At 61.1% G+C, this 17996-nt stretch carries 19 protein-coding genes and 1 pseudogene; 7 read left to right on the forward strand and 13 right to left on the reverse strand.

The genetic code is table 11. The features are described from left to right. Positions 1-46: 46 nt before the first annotated feature. Together rnt and pyrC are read right to left on the reverse strand one after the other, a co-directional pair. Positions 47-724 (reverse strand): ribonuclease T, encoded by a 678-nt coding sequence (gene rnt / locus M5C01_RS24595; RefSeq protein ID WP_103494165.1) that lies wholly within the window; start codon positions 722-724, stop codon positions 47-49. Then, entirely contained in the window at positions 721-1767 is a 1047-nt protein-coding gene (gene pyrC, locus M5C01_RS24600; protein WP_152741343.1) for a dihydroorotase, read from the reverse strand. Before pyrC ends, rnt begins: the two co-directional genes overlap by 4 nt. 158 nt (positions 1768-1925) lie before the next feature. Between pyrC and M5C01_RS24605 the strand changes: the two genes are divergently transcribed. After that, positions 1926-2849, forward strand: a complete 924-nt coding sequence (locus M5C01_RS24605) for an OmpA family protein (protein WP_177102766.1) — start codon at positions 1926-1928, stop codon at positions 2847-2849. A 129-nt stretch (positions 2850-2978) separates the two neighbouring features. Then, positions 2979-4196, forward strand: a complete 1218-nt coding sequence (locus M5C01_RS24610; RefSeq protein ID WP_100944481.1) for an argininosuccinate synthase — start codon at positions 2979-2981, stop codon at positions 4194-4196. 63 nt (positions 4197-4259) lie between these two features. Here the strand turns inward: M5C01_RS24610 and M5C01_RS24615 are convergent, their stop codons facing one another. Then, positions 4260-4802: a hypothetical protein gene (locus M5C01_RS24615; RefSeq protein ID WP_152741342.1), complete on the reverse strand. Its 543-nt coding sequence runs from the start codon at positions 4800-4802 to the stop codon at positions 4260-4262. An 892-nt stretch (positions 4803-5694) separates the two neighbouring features. Between M5C01_RS24615 and M5C01_RS24620 the strand changes: the two genes are divergently transcribed. Further along, positions 5695-6321: a response regulator transcription factor gene (locus M5C01_RS24620; protein WP_040070340.1), complete on the forward strand. Its 627-nt coding sequence runs from the start codon at positions 5695-5697 to the stop codon at positions 6319-6321. A gap of 187 nt (positions 6322-6508) precedes the next feature. Here the strand turns inward: M5C01_RS24620 and M5C01_RS24625 are convergent, their stop codons facing one another. The 8 genes and pseudogenes from M5C01_RS24625 to metG all read right to left on the reverse strand — a co-directional run bounded on the left by M5C01_RS24625 (position 6509) and on the right by metG (position 13200). Continuing rightward, on the reverse strand, positions 6509-6688 hold the full coding sequence (locus M5C01_RS24625; protein WP_100944479.1) for a hypothetical protein: 180 nt from the start codon (positions 6686-6688) through the stop codon (positions 6509-6511). Positions 6689-6795: 107 nt separating this feature from the next. Continuing rightward, positions 6796-7434: an endonuclease III gene (gene nth / locus M5C01_RS24630; protein ID WP_103494161.1), complete on the reverse strand. Its 639-nt coding sequence runs from the start codon at positions 7432-7434 to the stop codon at positions 6796-6798. Beyond that, positions 7431-8054 carry an Rnf-Nqr domain containing protein gene (locus tag M5C01_RS24635; protein ID WP_152741341.1) on the reverse strand — a complete coding sequence of 208 codons (624 nt, stop codon included), beginning with the start codon at positions 8052-8054 and terminating at the stop codon, positions 7431-7433. Before M5C01_RS24635 ends, nth begins: the two co-directional genes overlap by 4 nt. After that, a complete protein-coding gene (locus M5C01_RS24640) occupies positions 8047-8646 on the reverse strand; it encodes an RnfABCDGE type electron transport complex subunit G (RefSeq protein WP_152741340.1) in 600 nt (199 codons plus the stop codon). The genes M5C01_RS24635 and M5C01_RS24640 overlap by 8 nt, the downstream gene beginning before the upstream one ends. After that, positions 8643-9635 (reverse strand): RnfABCDGE type electron transport complex subunit D, encoded by a 993-nt coding sequence (locus M5C01_RS24645; RefSeq protein ID WP_152741339.1) that lies wholly within the window; start codon positions 9633-9635, stop codon positions 8643-8645. Before M5C01_RS24645 ends, M5C01_RS24640 begins: the two co-directional genes overlap by 4 nt. Before the next feature lie 19 nt (positions 9636-9654). Next, positions 9655-10452: pseudogene (gene rsxB / locus M5C01_RS24650) on the reverse strand (electron transport complex subunit RsxB); the annotation flags it as partial. Beyond that, positions 10449-11036, reverse strand: a complete 588-nt coding sequence (locus M5C01_RS24655) for an Rnf-Nqr domain containing protein (protein ID WP_152741338.1) — start codon at positions 11034-11036, stop codon at positions 10449-10451. The pseudogene rsxB and the gene M5C01_RS24655, both read right to left, overlap by 4 nt. Positions 11037-11148: 112 nt before the next feature. Beyond that, on the reverse strand, positions 11149-13200 hold the full coding sequence (metG, locus tag M5C01_RS24660) for a methionine--tRNA ligase (RefSeq protein ID WP_152741337.1): 2052 nt from the start codon (positions 13198-13200) through the stop codon (positions 11149-11151). Positions 13201-13342: 142 nt separating this feature from the next. Here metG and apbC point away from each other — a divergent pair, with 142 nt between their 5' ends. Continuing rightward, positions 13343-14437: an iron-sulfur cluster carrier protein ApbC gene (gene apbC, locus M5C01_RS24665; RefSeq protein ID WP_152741336.1), complete on the forward strand. Its 1095-nt coding sequence runs from the start codon at positions 13343-13345 to the stop codon at positions 14435-14437. Positions 14438-14684: 247 nt separating this feature from the next. Here the strand turns inward: apbC and M5C01_RS24670 are convergent, their stop codons facing one another. Beyond that, a complete protein-coding gene (locus tag M5C01_RS24670; protein ID WP_002554837.1) occupies positions 14685-14894 on the reverse strand; it encodes a cold-shock protein in 210 nt (69 codons plus the stop codon). A gap of 374 nt (positions 14895-15268) precedes the next feature. Between M5C01_RS24670 and dcd the strand changes: the two genes are divergently transcribed. The 3 genes from dcd to M5C01_RS24685 all read left to right on the forward strand — a co-directional run bounded on the left by dcd (position 15269) and on the right by M5C01_RS24685 (position 17212). Then, on the forward strand, positions 15269-15835 hold the full coding sequence (gene dcd, locus M5C01_RS24675; RefSeq protein ID WP_100944471.1) for a dCTP deaminase: 567 nt from the start codon (positions 15269-15271) through the stop codon (positions 15833-15835). A 109-nt stretch (positions 15836-15944) separates the two neighbouring features. Continuing rightward, positions 15945-16178, forward strand: coding sequence for a hypothetical protein (locus M5C01_RS24680; protein ID WP_103498263.1), 234 nt, complete (start codon positions 15945-15947; stop codon positions 16176-16178). A gap of 188 nt (positions 16179-16366) precedes the next feature. After that, a complete protein-coding gene (locus M5C01_RS24685) occupies positions 16367-17212 on the forward strand; it encodes a transporter substrate-binding domain-containing protein (protein ID WP_103498264.1) in 846 nt (281 codons plus the stop codon). Positions 17213-17225: 13 nt separating this feature from the next. On the opposite strand, the gene M5C01_RS24690 is transcribed toward M5C01_RS24685, so the two are convergent. Further along, the gene (locus M5C01_RS24690; RefSeq protein ID WP_103498265.1) at positions 17226-17990 is read right to left on the reverse strand and encodes an ATP-binding cassette domain-containing protein; all 765 of its coding nucleotides are present in this window, start codon (positions 17988-17990) and stop codon (positions 17226-17228) included. Positions 17991-17996 lie beyond the last annotated feature (6 nt).

A 17996-nucleotide genomic window follows, 5' to 3' on the forward strand; every position in this document is an offset into this window, starting at 1 on the left:
TTGATGACCGGTTTTTTTATGGGCGGGGATTGCTTCGTCGACCGGATCAGTCGTTGTAGTCTTCCCAGCCACCCATTTGTTTCCAGCGGTTGACGATGCCGCAGAACAGATCGGCGGTCTTCTCGGTGTCGTAGCGGGCCGAGTGGGCTTCGCGTCCGTCAAAGTCGATATCGGCCGCCTGGCAGGCCTTGGCCAATACGGTCTGGCCGTAGGCGAGGCCGGCGAGGGTGGCGGTGTCGAAGCTGGAGAACGGGTGGAACGGGTTGCGCTTCATGTCCAGCCGCGCCACGGCGGCGTTGAGGAAGCCCAGGTCGAAGCTGCTGTTGTGACCGACCAGGATCGCGCGTTTGCAACCGTTGGCCTTCAGGGCCTTGCGCACACCACGGAAAATGTCGGTCAGTGCGGCTTCTTCGCTGACCGCCATGCGCAGTGGGTGATCGAGCTTGATCCCGGTGAACTCCAGGGCAGCGGCTTCGATATTGGCGCCTTCGAACGGTTCGACGCGGAAGAAATAGGTGTGCTCCGGGAACACAAAGCCTTTTTCGTCCATGCCGATGGTGGTCGCGGCGATTTCCAGCAGGGCGTCGGTGGCGGCGTTGAAACCTCCGGTCTCGACATCGACGACAACCGGCAGGTAGCCACGAAAGCGTGCGGCCATCGGGTGCCGGGAACCGGTACCGCCGCCATTGCCTTCTTGTTCGTCGTCGAAATGCTCTTCACTCACAGCGTTTTCTCCAGCAGGCGCCAGCGCAGTTTTTCACCGGCGCGCAGCGGGATGACTGACAGCTCGCCAAATGGCAGGCTGGTCGGGGCGGTCCATTCTTCACGGACCAGGGTGATCTGTTCGGTGTTCGCCGGCAGGCCGTAGAAGCGCGGGCCATGCAGGCTGGCGAAACCTTCGAGCTTGTCCAGCGCATTGCGCTGTTCGAAGGCTTCGGCATACAACTCGATCGCGGCATAGGCGGTGTAGCAGCCGGCACAACCGCAGGCGGCTTCCTTGGCGTGCTGGGCATGGGGCGCCGAGTCGGTGCCGAGGAAAAACTTCGGATTGCCGCTGGTCGCTGCCGTCAGCAGGGCTTCCTGGTGCGTGCCGCGCTTGAGGATCGGCAGGCAGTAGAAGTGCGGGCGGATACCGCCCACCAGCATGTGGTTGCGGTTGTACAGCAGGTGATGGGCGGTAATGGTCGCGCCGACGTTGGCCGGGGCCTCGCTGACAAACTGCACCGCATCCGCCGTGGTGATGTGTTCGAACACCACCTTCAGGCTCGGGAAACGCTCGACGACGCGGCGCATATGCTCGTCGATGAAGAGTTTTTCGCGGTCGAACACATCGACCTCGCCACGGGTGACTTCACCGTGGATCAACAGTGGCATGCCGACTTCGGCCATGGCTTCCAGGACCGGGAAGATCGTGTCGATGCGGGTCACGCCGGAGTCCGAGTTGGTGGTCGCGCCGGCCGGGTAGAGCTTGGCGGCGTGGACGAAACCACTGGCCTTGGCGGCGCGGATGTCCTCGGGCTGGGTCCGGTCGGTGAGGTAGAGCACCATCAACGGTTCGAAGCGGCTGCCGGCCGGGCGCGCAGCGAGAATACGCTGGCGATAGGCGTCGGCTTCCGCGGCGTTGCGCACCGGTGGCAGCAGGTTTGGCATGATGATGGCGCGGCCGAAGGTGCGCGCAACATCCGCGACAGTGTGGGGTAACGCAGCACCATCGCGAAGATGAATATGCCAGTCGTCGGGACGCAGCAGGGTCAGGCGGTCGGACATTGGGGATTCCAGGCGGGTCGAACTGAAGGGAATGCTACCGGAAAAGACGGCCTCAGGCACTCGCTATCAAGTTTTGCCACGGGCAACCGATACCACAGAGGTAGGGCGTGGAATCGGCATGCCTGTCTTGACGATGTAGACATTCAGTGGAGCCTCCCGTGCGCCAGCGTTATTTAGCCTTGCTCAGTATGTTCGCCAGCCTGCCCGCCATGGCCATGACTTTCCAGACCCGTCTGGAGAGCATCGAGTGGAAGGTGGAAGGGGACAAGTTCGAGTGTCGGCTGAGCCAGCCGATCACCGACTTCGGTGCCGGTGAGTTCGTGCGCCGGGCCGGCGAGCAGGTGATCTTTCGCCTGAAATCCTACAACCACGTACTCGGTGGCGGTTCGGCGACCCTGCTGGCCGCTGCGGCACCGTGGCAGCCGGGGCGCGGCGACATCAACCTGGGCTCGGTGCAGATCGGCAGTGGCGATGTGCTGTTTAACAGCTCCCAGGGCCAGGCCGGGCGTCTGGTCAGTGGCCTGATGGAGGGCCGCAGCCCGTTGGTTCGTCACTACTCCAGAGACGGTGGCGTTTCGGAAATACGCCTGCTGCCGGTGAAGTTCAGCAAGGCCTACAGCGACTACCAGGAGTGCACCGCGAAACTGCTGCCGAAGAATTTCGAGCAAGTGAAACAGGCGCAGATCGGTTTTCCCGGCACCGGCGTCGACCTCGATGCCCAGGCCAAGGCCGAGTTGCAGGTGATGCTCGACTTCATCAAGGCCGACCCGACCGTCAACCATATCGAGCTCGACGGGCACTCCGACAATGCCGGCAATCGCCTGGCCAACCGTGACCTGTCACGCCGCCGGGCGCTGGCGGTGATGGACTTCTTCAAGGCCAATGGCATCCCCGAATCGGAGATTGTCATGCGCTTCCACGGCGAACGTTATCCGCTGGTGCCGAACAACAGTGCGGCCAACCGGGCGAAGAATCGCCGGGTCAATATCCATCTGGAGCGTGTCCCGGTCGCCGAGAAGTCCGCGCCGGCTCCTGCTCCCGCGCCTGTCGCCAATGCGGCGAGTGCCGCGAAGACCTCCTGAAGCGGCTGTTTTCGTCGCCGCCTCGACATTATCTGTCGCTTTGCCGTCCTAAGCTGTCGCGCCTCTGTAAATCCACCGGTTTGAGCGTTAGAATCGACGCCTTTCCGTACAACCCCGTGGAGTGATGGCATGGCCGACGTAAACAAGGTCGTTCTGGCGTATTCCGGCGGCCTGGACACTTCGGTGATCCTCAAGTGGCTGCAGGATACTTATAACTGTGAAGTGGTGACCTTCACCGCTGACCTGGGTCAGGGCGAAGAGGTCGAACCTGCACGTGCCAAGGCGCAAGCCATGGGCGTGAAAGAGATCTACATCGACGACCTGCGCGAAGAGTTCGTGCGCGATTTCGTGTTCCCGATGTTTCGTGCCAATACCGTCTACGAAGGCGAGTACCTGCTGGGTACTTCCATTGCGCGTCCGCTGATCGCCAAGCGCCTGATCGAAATCGCCAACGAAACCGGCGCCGACGCCATTTCCCACGGCGCTACCGGCAAGGGCAACGACCAGGTCCGTTTCGAACTGGGTGCCTACGCCCTCAAGCCCGGCGTGAAAGTCATTGCTCCGTGGCGTGAATGGGACCTGCTGTCCCGTGAAAAGCTGATGGATTACGCTGAAAAGCACAACATCCCGATCGAGCGTCACGGCAAGAAAAAATCCCCGTACTCGATGGATGCCAACCTGCTGCACATTTCCTATGAAGGCGGCGTGCTGGAAGACACCTGGACCGAGCACGAAGAAGACATGTGGCGTTGGACCGTCTCCCCGGAGAACGCGCCTGACAAGCCGCAGTACCTGGAACTGACCTACCGCAACGGCGATATCGTCGCGCTGGACGGCGTCGAAATGACCCCGGCCACCGTGCTGGCGACCCTGAACCGTATCGGTGGCGAACACGGTATCGGTCGTCTGGACATCGTCGAGAACCGTTATGTGGGCATGAAGTCCCGCGGCTGCTACGAAACCCCGGGCGGCACCATCATGCTGCGCGCGCACCGGGCGATCGAGTCGATCACCCTGGACCGCGAAGTCGCTCACCTGAAAGACGAGCTGATGCCCAAGTACGCCAGCCTGATCTACACCGGCTACTGGTGGAGCCCTGAGCGTCTGATGCTGCAGCAGATGATCGATGCTTCCCAGGCCCACGTGAACGGTGTGGTTCGCCTGAAGCTGTACAAGGGCAACGTCATCGTCACCGGCCGCAAGTCCGACGAGTCGCTGTTCGATGCCAACATCGCCACCTTCGAAGAAGACGGCGGCGCCTACAACCAGGCCGACGCGGCCGGCTTCATCAAGCTCAATGCGCTGCGCATGCGCATTGCGGCGAACAAAGGCCGTCGCTTGTTCTGATCGGTTGTTGCCCTGAAAAGCCCCGGCCACTGGCCGGGGCTTTTTTTTGCCGCCGGGACGGTATTATTCATCCCGATGGTCGTTGCGGTGATTGAGTTCGAAGCGGTAGTTTTTCCCGAGTTCGCAGACCTGGCGCACGGTCAGGTCGAGTTTTTGTGCGATTTCGATGGCGGTGTAACCGAGCGCGCAATAGTGCATGGCATGTCCGGCTATCGCATCCTGGGCGAACTCCGCGGTGGCGGAGTGCGACGCCCGGCATTTTCGAGTGAGGTGCAGCGAGCGGCTCTGGACGATCTTCAGACCGTTTTCCCGGGCCATGCGCTTTATCTCGTTCTTGTTCATCTTGAGCGAGTACTGCAGGGCGCAGATGCCCGCTCCTTTGGTAATCAGCTCGCGCAGCAGTTCGGTTTTGCGGGCTCTTTCCTGTTCCTCTTCCTCCGATGTGGGGGCGTGATCACCAGTGTCCGGCGGTGCTTGCTCGCAGACCGGGCCTTGCACGCGATCAATGGTGCCGCCGCGTTTGAGGAAGTCGTCTATGGCCAGATCCAGGTCAAGATCCAGAGGTTTGTGTGGGCTGAGATGCTTTTTGAAGGTGTGGTCGTTCATTATATATGGCCTGCTCGTCCGAGTCGTAGGATAGACCTTTGCTAATGTCATTCGATGTTAGGAATTGAATAAACGATTGGGTGGTGTTCGAAGGTCTTGAAGTGAGTCAGCAAGTATCGAGTTTGCAGCCCGCCAGGAAAGGATCAAGTCAGAGGGGGGGCTTTCGGGCGATGCTTGTAGAATTGAAGGTAAGCGTTCTTGGCGGGGTGTAGTCCATTTCCTGTTCTTTTTATCGGTTGTGGATTGGCGTTTTTAAAGTGTGAGGTTTTACGGCTGTTAATGCTGAGGGCCGGGCGATATGGAGGTTGAACGACTCGGGGCAGATTGTGTAGGGGCGCGCGAAGAGCGCATGCAAGTTGTCAAACGTTTCTGGTGACTGAATCTTAGAATAAACATCTTTTTGATAATGCGGTCTTTACTTATGTGTATGCCGGAGCGTTTTATGGCCACTTCCCAAGCCTGGCCCCGTGTGGCCCATGGACACGGGTGTCACCTGTCCAGGCAACGAGCGCGGGGGGGGGCGGCCAGGGCAGGGCTTGCCGCACAGGGATGCATTATTTCTTGTTGCAGAAATCCATTAGACACACCATCGCCTTGCGTTCTAATGTTTGAAACCGGCAAAACGAAGCAAGAGGATGTCGTTCTGCTGGGGCCATAATGAAACTCTTCCGGGGAGGGGTGTTTATCATGGACTGTATGGCGCCCGGACGACTGGTTGTCCTCTGAGGCGTTGCACTTTTTATGATGGTGCTTTTTTTGTAGGGCAAATCTCTGTTGTTTGTAGGGAATGTCTTTGGCTGGTACTGCCCGGTGGAGGCGCTATGCCCAGGAGGGTATGACTAGGCTATTGTGCTGACTCTGAAAATTCGAACAGCGAAAATTGGACTTGCCCATGAATAAAGTGCTGATCGTGGATGATCATCCCGTCATTCGTCTTGCTGTACGTATGCTGATGGAACGTCATGGCTACGAAGTCATTGCGGAGACGGATAACGGTGTAGATGCTTTACAGCTGGCGCGGGAACATGCGCCGGACATTGTTATACTCGATATCGGGATCCCCAAACTGGACGGGCTGGAAGTCATTGCCCGTTTAACGTCTATGGGACTTTCTTTCAAAGTTCTGGTGTTGACCTCGCAGGCCCCGGGGCATTTCTCCATGCGTTGCATGCAGGCCGGCGCCGCGGGTTATGTGTGCAAACAGCAGGACCTGACTGAAATGCTCAGCGCCATCAAGGCGGTGCTATCCGGCTACAGCTATTTCCCCAACCAGGCCTTGCACACGGTGCGCTCCAGCCTGGGGAATGCCAGCGAGGCCGATATGGTCAACCGGCTTTCCGGCCGTGAAATGATGGTGTTGCAGCAATTGGCGAGAGGGAAGAGCAACAAGGAAATTGCCGATGGCATGTTCTTGAGCAACAAGACCGTCAGTACCTACAAAACGCGTTTATTGCTCAAGCTCAATGCCCGCTCGCTGGTTGACCTGATCGAGCTGGCACAGCGCAACGGTCTGGTTTAACGGCTGGCATTTGGCAGAGGACGCTTGGAGAAGGGGGAAGGCAGCAGGGACGACAAGGAGAGCCCCTGGTATTTAGCCGGCAGGAGAGGGCCGCCGGTGCGGCATCGATGATGCTCCGTGTGAACAACGACACCTCTATAAACCGAAAAGCCTCCGCAAAGGAGGCTTTTGAGTGGGCGCATGTTAATTACAAGTCGAAATCATAATCTGCCAATTGCCTTTTCAGGCGGCGCTCTTCCAGCAGGTTATCGATGGTGCGGCGCTTGCTGAGGTTGGTTTTGGCGACTTCCACCACGGGTTCGCTGTCCTCGGTTTCGGCAGCGATGAAGTCGTCTTCTACGTCCAGTTGCTCTTTGTCGGTGCTCATAAACATAACTCCGGGCTAAGACTGCCGTTGGCGCCCCTTATATCGATAAATGCCCGTCTGGTAAAAAAGATTTTTTCAATCGCCTCATCAATAAAACCAATAGCGCCTCAATCGTCCGAGGTCTTGTCCTTGTAATCGCACAGGTCTTCGATCCGGCAACTGCCACAACGCGGTTTGCGCGCCTGGCAGACGTAACGCCCGTGGAGGATCAACCAGTGGTGGGCGTCGAGCAGGTAAGGCTTGGGTACAAACTTCATCAATTGCTTCTCGACCGCCACCACATCTTTGCCTGGCGCCAGGCCGGTGCGGTTGCTGACCCGGAAAATATGCGTGTCGACGGCCATGGTCAGCTGCCGGAACGCGGTGTTGAGCACCACATTGGCGGTCTTGCGGCCGACGCCGGGCAGGGCTTCCAGGGCCTCGCGGGTTTGCGGCACTTCGCCGCCGTGGTTTTCCACCAACAGGCGGCAGGTCTCGATCACGTTCTTGGCCTTGCTGTTGAACAGGCCGATGGTCTTGATATACGCCGACAGCCCTTCGACCCCGAGGGCGTGGATGGCTTGTGGGGTGTTGGCAACGGGATAGAGCTTGGCGGTCGCCTTGTTCACGCTGACGTCGGTGGCCTGGGCGGAGAGAATCACCGCGATCAACAGTTCAAAGGGGCTCGAGTAAGCCAGCTCGGTCTTGGGATCGGGATTGTCTTCGTGGAATCTGCGAAAGATCTCCAGGCGTTTGGCGGCGTTCATGGGGCGGTGGATTCCTTTGAAATTGAGGTTGGGCCCGGCTTGGCTGGCTGGCGCTGGCTCCAGGCCTGCCTGGCGGCCAGCAGCAGGCCCAGAAGGATAAAGGCCCCCGGCGTCAGGCTGGCCAGGTGCAGCCCGTCCTGGGTGGTCCACAGGCGTGGCAGCTCGCTCGCGCTCGGGACCAGCCAGCGCATATGATCCAGCAAGGTGCCGTTACCCAGCAGTTCTCGTAGCGCTCCCATGAGCAGCAGGCCTACCCCGAGGCTGGCGAGCAGGGTGGCGCTGGTCGTCAGGTGACGGCGCTCGAATGCTCCCAGGCGTTCCAATAGCAGGCATTGCAGGCTGATCAGGGCCGGGTAGATGCCCAGGGCCTGGTGCAGTTCCCAGGCCCAGGCCTGAAGGCCGAGGGACAGGCAACTGACCAGGGTGGCGGCGAGCAGGATGCCGCCCAGCGCGGCCAGACCCGGGTGAATCCAGGGTTTGAGAGCCCGGCTCAACAAGCCATAGGCGCTGATCGTGATCAGGCTCAGGAGCCCGATCGAGAACGCCTTGAGCAGCGAGTCGCTGGCACCGAGCAACGGCGCCAGGACCAACGTTCCCTGGAACATCGCGGGTCTATTCATGAGCGGTTGTCCCCATGAGTGGCGCCAGGTGTTCATCGAAGTAGCGCAGGGCATCATGAATGGCGTCGACGGCGGCGCGGGAGGTGATCGTTGCGCCGGCGATCTGGTCGAATTGCCCGCCATCTTTTTTCAGTTTCCAGTCGTTATCGGGGGTATCCGCACTGGATTTGCCCAACCACTGTCGCCACCAGAGATTACCCGGGTCAGCGATTTTTGCTCCCAGCCCGGGTGTTTCCGAGTGCGACAAGGTCTTGACCCCGAGCAACCTGCCGTTGGCGCCAATCCCGATCATCAGTTCCAGCGGGCCAGCGTAACCCTGGGTCCGACTTTGCAGGACAACCGCTGCCGGTTGTCCATCCTTGAGCATCAGGACGGCGCTGATCAGCAGGCTGTGGGGTTGCTGCGGCGCCTCCAGCAACAGAGGGCGGTTCTGGTATTGCCCTGGCGGCAAAACATCGAGCAGCCTGCGGTTTTCAATCGCCTCGCGTTGCTCCTGGACCCGCGGCCACGCGTGTTGCCGTGCCTGCCAGGTCAGGCCGATCCCCAGCCCGGCGATGGCCAGCAGGATAAGTGCCGAGGCGGTTCTGTTCATGCTGTCGGCTCCTTCACAGGGCTGGCCGTCAGGCGTTCCAGGGACGGTACCGCGAGGTTCATCAGCAGCACGGCAAAGGCCACGCCATCGGGGTAGCTGCCCCAGGTGCGGATCACGTAGGTCAGCGTGCCGACGCCGATGCCGAACAGCAGGCGTGCCCTGGGGCTTCTGGCGCCGGAGACCGGCTCGGTGACGATGAAAAATGCACCGAGCATGGTCGCGCCAGTCAGTAGGTGAAACAGCGGCGAGCCGTGGGAATCCGAGCCGGAACCATTCCAGAACAGCAGGCTGAGGATAAACAGGCTGCCCAGCATCCCCGCCGGCGCATGCCAACTGAAGACTTTTTGCCTGAGCAGAAAGGCGCCGCCGGCAAGAAAGGCCAGATTGAGCCATTCGCTGCCCTTGCCGCCAAAATGCCCGAACGCGGGGTTGCCGGCAAAGAGCTCGTCCATGGTCAGGCTTTTGTTGATACGCAGGGTATCGAGTGCGGTGGCCTGGACCCAGGCGTCCGGCTGCCCGTCGAGATGCACACCGAAGACCGATTGCAGGCCGCCGAGCAGGTCCAGGCCATGGTTGATCGACCAATGGGTCATGGTGCCGGGAAAGCTGACGAGGACCAGGGCATAACCGAGCATGGCCGGATTGAATGGATTTTTCCCCACCCCGCCATACAGGTGTTTGCCCAACAGCAAGGCGCTGGCCGCCGCGGTGACGGTCAACCACCAGGGGCAATAGGGCGGCAGGGCGATGGCCAGCAGGACGGCGCTGACCAGGGCGCTGCCGTCCATCAACGCGGGGCGTACCGGACGGCGACGCAAACCGAGGGCCAGCGCTTCGGCCGCCAGCGCGGTGGTACCGGCCAGCAGCAGGTTGATCAGGATGGCCCAGCCCGTGAGCCAGAGCAGCACCGCGATTCCAGGCAAGGTGGCGAGCAACACCCATTGCATGGCCTGGCGGGTGCGTTCGTCTGGCGTTTCAAGGGGCCGCATGGGCTTTCTCGGCGTCGCGCAGGGCCTGTTCCGCCGCCTCGAATTGCTCTTGCAGCAGCACCAGTTGCGCGGCCTGTTCGGCAATGGGCGGGTGGCCGAAAGCTTTCAGCGATTTGTTCAACTGCGCCCGGCTCATGGCCAGAGTGATCTTGGCTTTTTTCAGGGCCGCGTCGGCGGCCTCGGCTTTCTGCGCCTTGATCCGCGCAATGGCGTCCTGCACCGGGTTGGTCGCAACGGGCTCGGGTTGCGCCGCACGCTGCGTACGGGCCAGGCGTTCGGCCTGCTTGCGCTGTTCTTCGGCGTGCAGCCGGGCGTTACGGTTTTCGAAGCGCCGCCGGGCGCGATTGCGTTTTTCCGTGCGCGCCTGTCGTTCTTCGGTGCTGTTGGCCAGGCCGCCGACCACCGGCACGACCTGGGCGATGGGCAGCGGATGCATTTCGATGCAATCCACCGGGCAGGGCGCCACGCACAGGTCGCAGCCGGTGCACTCGTCGACGATCACGCTGTGCATCCACTTGGCTGCGCCGACAATGGCATCCACCGGGCAGGCCTGGATGCACTTGGTGCAACCGATGCACTCGGCCTCGCGGATAAACGCGACCTGGGCCGGGGCGCTGCCGCGTTCCGGATCCAGCAGCAGGACCGGCACGTGCAGCAGTTCGGCCAGGGCGGCAATGGTTTCGCCACCGCCCGGCGGGCATTTGTTGATCGCTTCGCCCTGGGCGATGCCTTCGGCGTAGGGCTTGCAGCCCGGGTGCCCGCATTTACCGCATTGGGTCTGCGGCAGCAGGGCATCGATACGTTGAATCAGGCTCATGGTTTGACCAATGCAGTGAAACCGAGGAAAGCCACGCCCATCAAACCGGCGCCGATCAGCTCGATCGGCAGGCCGCGAAAGGGTAATGGAACCTCCTCGTGGAAAGTACGCTGGCGCAGGTCGTTGAACAGGCTCAGGACCAGCCAGAAACCCAGTCCGGCACCCAGGCTGGTGAGGAGCGCCTGGGCCAGTCCCTGGTCATTGGCGGCGTTGAGCAGGCTCAAGCCGAGGATGCCGGCATTGCCCAGCAGCAGCGTTGTGAGTCCGGCAAACGGCAGGCGTGGCAGGCAGCGCGCAAGCAGGGTCAGGACCGGGCCGATCAGCAATACGCTGGTGGGCAGGAAGACGAACAGCTTGAAGGCCTCCAGACCCTGGGGCAGCAGCACATAGTGGTAGAGGCTGTGGCTGATCAGCGTTGTGATCAGCATCAGGGTGCTGGTGGCAATTCCCAGCGCGTGGAGTGCCAGGCGTTCGCCGGCGGCGTCTGGCCTGGCCTGCAGCAGTGGATCGACGCCCAGGGGCCAGTGCAACACGAAATTGTTGAGCAGGGCTGCGCTGACGAGGGGAAAAACAAAATCGATCATGATCATGCCGGATTAGCGAACAACACTGATTATCCGGCAAGGAGGGACTGCGTACCAGTTTTGCGACATCGCGGGCCATGAATGCACATGGCCCGCGAGCAGGGGCGGACGGTTACTTGATCCGCTGGCCTGGCTTTGCGCCGGTATCCGGGCTCAGCAGGTAGATTTCTTCACCGCCGGGGCCGGCCGCCATCACCATGCCTTCGGAGATGCCGAAGCGCATTTTCCGTGGCTTGAGGTTGGCGATCATCATGGTCAGGCGACCTTCCAGTTCGGCCGGGTTCGGGTAGGCGCTCTTGATCCCGGAAAACACGTTGCGTTGCTCATCGCCGATATCCAGGGTCAGGCGCAGCAGCTTGTCCGCGCCTTCGACGGCTTCGGCCTTGAGAATCAGCGCTACGCGCAGGTCGACGGCGGCAAAGGCGTCGAAGTCGATTTCCGCCGACAGCGGGTCCTTGGCCAGCTCGCCGTTGCCTTGCGGGGCGGCGCTACCGGTGTCGGTCTGGCTGGCGGTGAGGTCTTCCTTCGAGGCGTCGGTCATGGCTTGTACTTTTACCGGGTCGATACGGGTCATCAAGGGCTTGAACTCGTTCAACTGATGGTTGGCGAGCAAGGTGGCGTGATCGTTCCAGGTCAGCGGCGCGACATTCAGGAAGGCCTCGGCATCGGCGGCCAGCAGCGGCAGCACCGGCTTGAGGAAGATGATCAACTGGCGGAACAGGTTGATGCCCACGGCACAGACGGCCTGGACTTCATCCTGCTTGCCTTCCTGCTTGGCCAGGGACCAGGGTGCCTTGTCGGCGATCCAGGCGTTGGCGCGGTCGGCCAGACCCATGATTTCGCGCATGGCCCGGGCGAAATCCCGTGCCTCGTAGGCCTCGGCGATGCTCGGGGTGGCGGCGAGGAAGGCGTCGGTCAGTTCCGGCGCGGCGTTGCCGGCCACCAGCACACCGGCATTGCCCTTGTGGATAAACCCGGCGCAACGGCTGGCGATGTTGACTACCTTGCCCACCAGGTCCGAGTTGACCTTCTGCACGAAGTCTTCCAGGTTCAGGTCGAGGTCGTCGACGCCTTTGCCCAGCTTGGCCGCGTAGTAGTAACGCAGGTATTCCGGTGACAGGTGGTCCAGGTAGGTACGGGCCTTGATAAAGGTGCCGCGGGACTTGGACATTTTCTGGCCGTTGACGGTCAGGTAGCCGTGCACGTTGATCCCGGTCGGCTTGCGGTAGCCCGCGCCTTCGAGCATCGCCGGCCAGAACAGGGCGTGGAAGTTGACGATGTCCTTGCCGATGAAGTGGTACAGCTCGGCGGTGGAGTCCTTGCCCCAGAACGCGTCGAAGTCCAGTTCCGGACGCCGTGCGCAGAGGTTCTTGAAGCTGGCCATGTAGCCGATCGGCGCGTCCAGCCAGACGTAGAAATACTTGCCAGGCTCATCCGGGATCTCGAAGCCGAAATACGGCGCATCGCGGGAGATGTCCCACTGTTGCAGGCCGGCATCCAGCCATTCGGCGATCTTGTTCGCCACGGCGTCCTGCAAGGTGCCGCTGCGGGTCCAGGTTTGCAGCATGGCCTGGAAGTCCGGCAGCTTGAAGAAGAAGTGCTGGGAATCCTTGAGCACCGGCGTCGCCCCGGAAATCGCCGATTTCGGGTCTTTCAGGTCGGTCGGTGCATAGGTGGCGCCGCATTTCTCGCAGTTGTCGCCGTACTGGTCTTCGGTGCCGCATTTCGGGCAGGTGCCCTTGATGAAGCGGTCGGCCAGGAACATCTGCTTTTCCGGGTCGAAATACTGGGTGATCGAACGCGTGGCGATATGCCCGGCGTCGCGCAGGCGCAGGTAGATCTGATTGGACAGTTCGCGGTTTTCCTCGGCGTGGGTCGAATGGAAATTATCGAACTCCACGAGGAAGTCGGCGAAGTCGCCGCTGTGCTCGACCTGGACGTTGGCGATCAACTGTTCCGGGGTGATGCCTTCCTTCTCGGCGCGCAACATGATGGCCGAGCCGTGGGCGTCGTCAGCGCAGACGTAGATGCATTGATTGCCGCGGTGCTTCTGGAAGCGCACCCACATGTCCGTCTGGACATACTCGACCATGTGGCCAAGGTGAATGGAACCATTGGCATAGGGCAGGGCGCTGGTGACGAGGATCTGGCGTGGCTCGGACATGGGGCTCGGCTACTTGAAGTGAAACGGAGATCGGCCACTATAAAGCCCCGGCGCACATAATTCACCCCTTGTGGAATGTCTCTGCGCTTCAGAACGGTTAGGATAGCTGCCTGTTTTACTCAGTCTTTTTCGGGAGTTGCCCATGAGCGCAGTCAATCGCGCAGCGGTGGAGGCCGTCCTCCGCCAGTACACCGACCCTTATCTGAACCAGGACCCGGTCAGCGCCGGCTGCGTGCGGGCCATCGATATCCAGGGTGATCGCGTAACGGTCCGGCTGGAGCTGGGTTATGCCGCCGGCCTGTTCAAGAGTGGCTGGGCGCAGATGCTGCAGATGGCCGTCGAAGGCCTGGACGGCGTGGCTTCGGCCAAGGTCGAGATCGATTGCGTGATCGCCGCGCACAAGGCCCAGGCGCAGATTCCGGGCCTGGCCAACGTGAAGAACGTGGTGGCGGTGGCCTCGGGCAAGGGCGGGGTGGGCAAGTCGACCACGGCGGCCAACCTGGCGCTGGCGCTGGCTCGCGAAGGGGCTCGGGTGGGGATTCTCGACGCCGATATCTACGGGCCGAGCCAGGGCATCATGTTCGGCGTCGCCGAAGGCGCGCGGCCGAAGATCAAGGACCAGAAATGGTTCGTGCCCATCGAGTCCCATGGCGTGGAAGTGATGTCCATGGCTTTCCTAACCGACGACAACACGCCGATGGTCTGGCGCGGTCCGATGGTGTCCGGGGCTTTGTTGCAATTGGTGACCCAGACCGACTGGGGCAACCTGGACTACCTGGTGATCGATATGCCGCCCGGGACTGGCGATATCCAGCTGACCCTGGCGCAGAAGGTTCCGGTGGCCGGCGCGGTGATCGTCACCACTCCCCAGGACCTGGCCTTGCTGGATGCGCGCAAGGGCGTGGAGATGTTCCGCAAGGTGAATATCCCGGTGCTGGGTGTCGTGGAGAACATGGCGGTACACATCTGTTCGAACTGCGGTCATGCCGAGCACCTGTTCGGCGAGGGGGGCGGTGAGAAGCTGGCGAGCCAATATGGTGTCGAGCTGCTGGCTTCGTTGCCGTTGTCGATGCTGATCCGTGAGCAGGCCGATGGTGGCAAGCCGACGGTGATCGCCGAGCCGGACAGCCAGATCGCCATGGTCTACCAGGAGCTGGCACGGCATGTGGGCGCGCGGATCGTGTTGCAGGAAGCGGCCAGCCAGGCGATGCCGAATATCACCATCAGCGACGATTGATGCCGTTGCGCCTCAATCGAGGCGCAGCGCGGTCCCTGTAGGCGCCGGCTTGCTGGCGATTGCGATCTGACAGTCGACATCATGGTCGCCAGATAAACCGCTATCGCCAGCAAGCCGGCTCCTACAGGATTTGTGTCGTACGCTGGGTTGGCCTAGGTCCCGGTACCTGGCGCAAGCTGGCAAAAACACCCGGGCACAAAAAAGCCCCGCTTTTGAGGGCGGGGCTTTTTTACTGGATCAGTACAAGTTAGATAACTTGAACTTCTTCAGCTTGCATGCCTTTCTGACCGCGGGTAGCGATGAAAGAAACCTGTTGGCCTTCTTTCAGGCTTTTGAAGCCGTCGGATTGGATTGCTTTGAAGTGTACGAACAGGTCGTCACCGGATTGTGGAGTGATGAAGCCGAAGCCTTTTTCATCGTTGAACCACTTAACGGTACCGGTTTGGCGATTAGACATTTGATGTCTCCTTGGACAAAGTTAACTGCGACTCAGGAAAAGCCCTGGCCGAGACTGAGTGCAAAGAGCAGGAAAAATTCTTGGAGATGGTTGGATCGAAATTCAACATCGTGTAGAGATTCTCAGTGACACAAGCAGCACAGTGGCGCCACCATACCCCACTTTCCGAGACGTGCCAATGGTCTTCACCAAGGTTTCTCCTATTTCGTGACTGACGGCGCTCGGCCAGGGGGACAACCCCGCTCAAATAGCCGATTTGTCAGGCCCGGGGACAACGTCATCGCGAGAAGCGGCGTCGGCGCTTTAACCCGGCGGCGCACCCCGGTAAGATGCCGGACAGAATTTCTCCACCTCGCTATATCAGGACACCCGCCATGAGCATCAAATCGGACAAGTGGATTCGCCGCATGGCGCAAGAACACGGCATGATCGAGCCTTTCGTCGAGCGCCAGGTGCGTGGCGAAGCCGACAACCGGGTGATTTCCTTCGGTGTCTCGAGCTATGGCTACGATGTGCGCTGCGCCGACGAATTCAAGGTGTTCACCAACATCAATTCGGCGACCGTCGATCCGAAAAACTTCGACGCGGGCAGCTTCGTCGATGTGAAGAGCGACGTCTGCATCATTCCGCCCAACTCCTTCGCCCTGGCCCGCACCGTCGAATACTTCCGTATTCCGCGCAATGTGCTGACCATCTGCCTGGGCAAGAGCACCTACGCCCGTTGCGGGATCATCGTCAACGTCACGCCGCTGGAACCGGAATGGGAAGGCCACGTGACCCTGGAGTTCTCCAACACCACCACGCTGCCGGCGAAGATCTACGCCAACGAGGGCGTGGCGCAGATGTTGTTCCTGGAGTCCGACGAAGAATGCGAAGTGTCCTATAAGGACCGTGGCGGCAAGTATCAGGGCCAGCGTGGCGTGACCCTGCCGCGCACCTGACGAAGGGCGCGTCGAAACAGGGAATTCTTCGGCGCGGGTGTACTCTACTGAGCGCACTGTCCCGGTTTGTGCAAGACAGACCGGGCTTCCACGCTCAGGAGTACCCCCCATGAAGAACGATCCAAGTATCAGCGCTCAACTGGCGAAACTTGAACCCAATCAAGTGGGGCTGTTGGCCTGGTCGCTGCTGGCGCATCCCCAGGGCATGACCAGCGGCATTCCGGGTATCCCGGGGCAGCCTGATCCGGATACGCCGCAACCCTCCGAGCCCACCACGCCCACCCAGCCGCCCGATAACGGCGAGCCGCTCATTCCCGACAATACGCCTTCTCCCGACGCCTGAGCCCTGTTTTGGCCTTTCGACGGGCTTCGATCGAGCGCGACTCCTGTAGGCGCGTGGCTTGCCAGCGACTTTTTTGGCGGCCTCAAGGGCCATTTCGCAGGTAAGCCATGCTCCTGCAGGACGGTGTCGACTCTCGATCATCTATACGATACAAAGCTGTGGCCAAGACCCAGAAAAAAAGGCCACCCATGACGTTTGCCATTCCCGCGTATTTTTCCCGCTGCTTGTTCGCCGGGTTGTTACTGACCGGCACTGCCATTGCCGCGCCACAGCCGCTGACCAGTAGCGCTGTTTCCCAACAGGAAGCCACCAGCAGCCGACTTGACCGTATCGTTCAGCAGGGCGTATTGCGCGTTGGCACCACCGGTGACTACAAACCGTTCAGCTACAAGAATGCGGATGGTTTTATCGGCCTGGATATCGAGCTGGCCGAAGGGTTGGCGGCGTCCCTGGGGGTCAAGCTGGAACTGGTGCCGACCACCTGGCCGACGCTGATGGGCGATCTGCTGGCCGACAGGTTCGACCTGGCGATCAGCGGAATCTCGGTGAACATGGAGCGCCAGAAGCTGGCGTTTTTCTCACAGCCTTACCAGCGTGACGGCAAGACGCCGATCACCCTCTGCTCCCGGCAGCAGGACTTCCAGACCCTGGCCCAGATCGACCGGCCGAATGTCCGGGCTATCGTCAATCCCGGCGGGACCAACGAGAAGTTCGCCCGTGCCAACCTCAAGCAGGCGCAGATCCTCGTGCATCCGGACAATGTGACGATTTTCCAGCAGATCGTCGACGGCAAGGCCGACCTGATGATGACCGACGCGGTGGAGACCCGGGTGCAGCAGAAACTGCATCCCGAGCTGTGCGCGGTGCATCCGGACCAACCTTTCGATTTTTCCGAGAAGGCCGTGTTGCTGCCCCGTGACATCGTGCTCAAGCAGTATGTCGACCAGTGGCTGCACCAGGATATGGAAAGCGGCCGCTTCGCCAAGCGCCTGGAGACGTGGCTGGCCTATCCATGGCCGGCGGCGCACGGCTGAAGAGCCGTTTCGATTACTTCAGATTGCCACTGAGGAACTGCCGCAGCCGCTCGCTCTGCGGATTGCCCAACACATCGTCCGGCGCGCCCTGTTCTTCCACCAACCCCTGGTGCAGGAACAGCACCTGGCTGGAAACCTTGCGGGCGAAGCTCATCTCGTGGGTCACCATGATCATGGTCCGGCCTTCCTCGGCCAGCCCCTGGATCACCTTGAGCACTTCACCCACCAGCTCCGGGTCCAGCGCCGAGGTCGGTTCGTCGAATAGCATCACTTCCGGCTCCATCGCCAGCGCCCGGGCAATTGCCACGCGCTGCTGCTGGCCGCCAGACAGGAATGCCGGGTACTGATCGGCAACCCGCGCCGGCAGGCCGACCTTGTCCAGGTAGCGACGGGCACGGTCCTCGGCGTCTTTCTTGCTCACCCCCAGCACCCGGCGCGGGGCCATGGTGATGTTTTCCAGCACGCTCATGTGGCTCCACAGGTTGAAGTGCTGGAACACCATGGCCAGGCGGGTGCGCAGGCGCTGCAACTCGGCGTCGTCGGCGACGCGCATGCCGTGCTTGTCGCTGACCATGCGGATCGCCTGGCCGTCGAGGCTCATGGCGCCGTCATTGGGCGTTTCGAGAAAGTTGATGCAGCGCAGGAAGGTACTCTTGCCCGAGCCGCTGGCGCCGATCAGGCTGATCACGTCGCCGGTCTTGGCCTTGAGCGAGACGCCCTTGAGCACCTGGTGTTCGCCATAGCTCTTGTGCAGGCCTTCAATGGTCAGTTTGTACATGGGCAC

This window comes from Pseudomonas sp. MWU12-2319 (genome assembly GCF_023242525.1).
Taxonomy (GTDB): Bacteria; Pseudomonadota; Gammaproteobacteria; order Pseudomonadales; family Pseudomonadaceae; genus Aquipseudomonas; species Aquipseudomonas gingeri_D.

What these genes read in the sequence shown, in the direction of transcription:
- M5C01_RS24610 (WP_100944481.1), top strand. Translation starts at nt 2,979, where the DNA reads ATGGCCGACGTAAACAAGGTCGTTCTGGCGTATTCCGGCGGCCTGGAC.
- M5C01_RS24690 (WP_103498265.1), bottom strand. Translation starts at nt 17,990, where the DNA reads ATGTACAAACTGACCATTGAAGGCCTGCACAAGAGCTATGGCGAACAC.
- M5C01_RS24655 (WP_152741338.1), bottom strand. Translation starts at nt 11,036, where the DNA reads ATGATCGATTTTGTTTTTCCCCTCGTCAGCGCAGCCCTGCTCAACAAT.
- M5C01_RS24670 (WP_002554837.1), bottom strand. Translation starts at nt 14,894, where the DNA reads ATGTCTAATCGCCAAACCGGTACCGTTAAGTGGTTCAACGATGAAAAA.
- M5C01_RS24685 (WP_103498264.1), top strand. Translation starts at nt 16,367, where the DNA reads ATGACGTTTGCCATTCCCGCGTATTTTTCCCGCTGCTTGTTCGCCGGG.
- M5C01_RS24635 (WP_152741341.1), bottom strand. Translation starts at nt 8,054, where the DNA reads ATGAATAGACCCGCGATGTTCCAGGGAACGTTGGTCCTGGCGCCGTTG.
- M5C01_RS24620 (WP_040070340.1), top strand. Translation starts at nt 5,695, where the DNA reads ATGAATAAAGTGCTGATCGTGGATGATCATCCCGTCATTCGTCTTGCT.
- apbC (WP_152741336.1), top strand. Translation starts at nt 13,343, where the DNA reads ATGAGCGCAGTCAATCGCGCAGCGGTGGAGGCCGTCCTCCGCCAGTAC.
- M5C01_RS24680 (WP_103498263.1), top strand. Translation starts at nt 15,945, where the DNA reads ATGAAGAACGATCCAAGTATCAGCGCTCAACTGGCGAAACTTGAACCC.
- nth (WP_103494161.1), bottom strand. Translation starts at nt 7,434, where the DNA reads ATGAACGCCGCCAAACGCCTGGAGATCTTTCGCAGATTCCACGAAGAC.
- metG (WP_152741337.1), bottom strand. Translation starts at nt 13,200, where the DNA reads ATGTCCGAGCCACGCCAGATCCTCGTCACCAGCGCCCTGCCCTATGCC.
- dcd (WP_100944471.1), top strand. Translation starts at nt 15,269, where the DNA reads ATGAGCATCAAATCGGACAAGTGGATTCGCCGCATGGCGCAAGAACAC.
- M5C01_RS24645 (WP_152741339.1), bottom strand. Translation starts at nt 9,635, where the DNA reads ATGCGGCCCCTTGAAACGCCAGACGAACGCACCCGCCAGGCCATGCAA.
- M5C01_RS24640 (WP_152741340.1), bottom strand. Translation starts at nt 8,646, where the DNA reads ATGAACAGAACCGCCTCGGCACTTATCCTGCTGGCCATCGCCGGGCTG.
- pyrC (WP_152741343.1), bottom strand. Translation starts at nt 1,767, where the DNA reads ATGTCCGACCGCCTGACCCTGCTGCGTCCCGACGACTGGCATATTCAT.
- M5C01_RS24615 (WP_152741342.1), bottom strand. Translation starts at nt 4,802, where the DNA reads ATGAACGACCACACCTTCAAAAAGCATCTCAGCCCACACAAACCTCTG.
- M5C01_RS24625 (WP_100944479.1), bottom strand. Translation starts at nt 6,688, where the DNA reads ATGAGCACCGACAAAGAGCAACTGGACGTAGAAGACGACTTCATCGCT.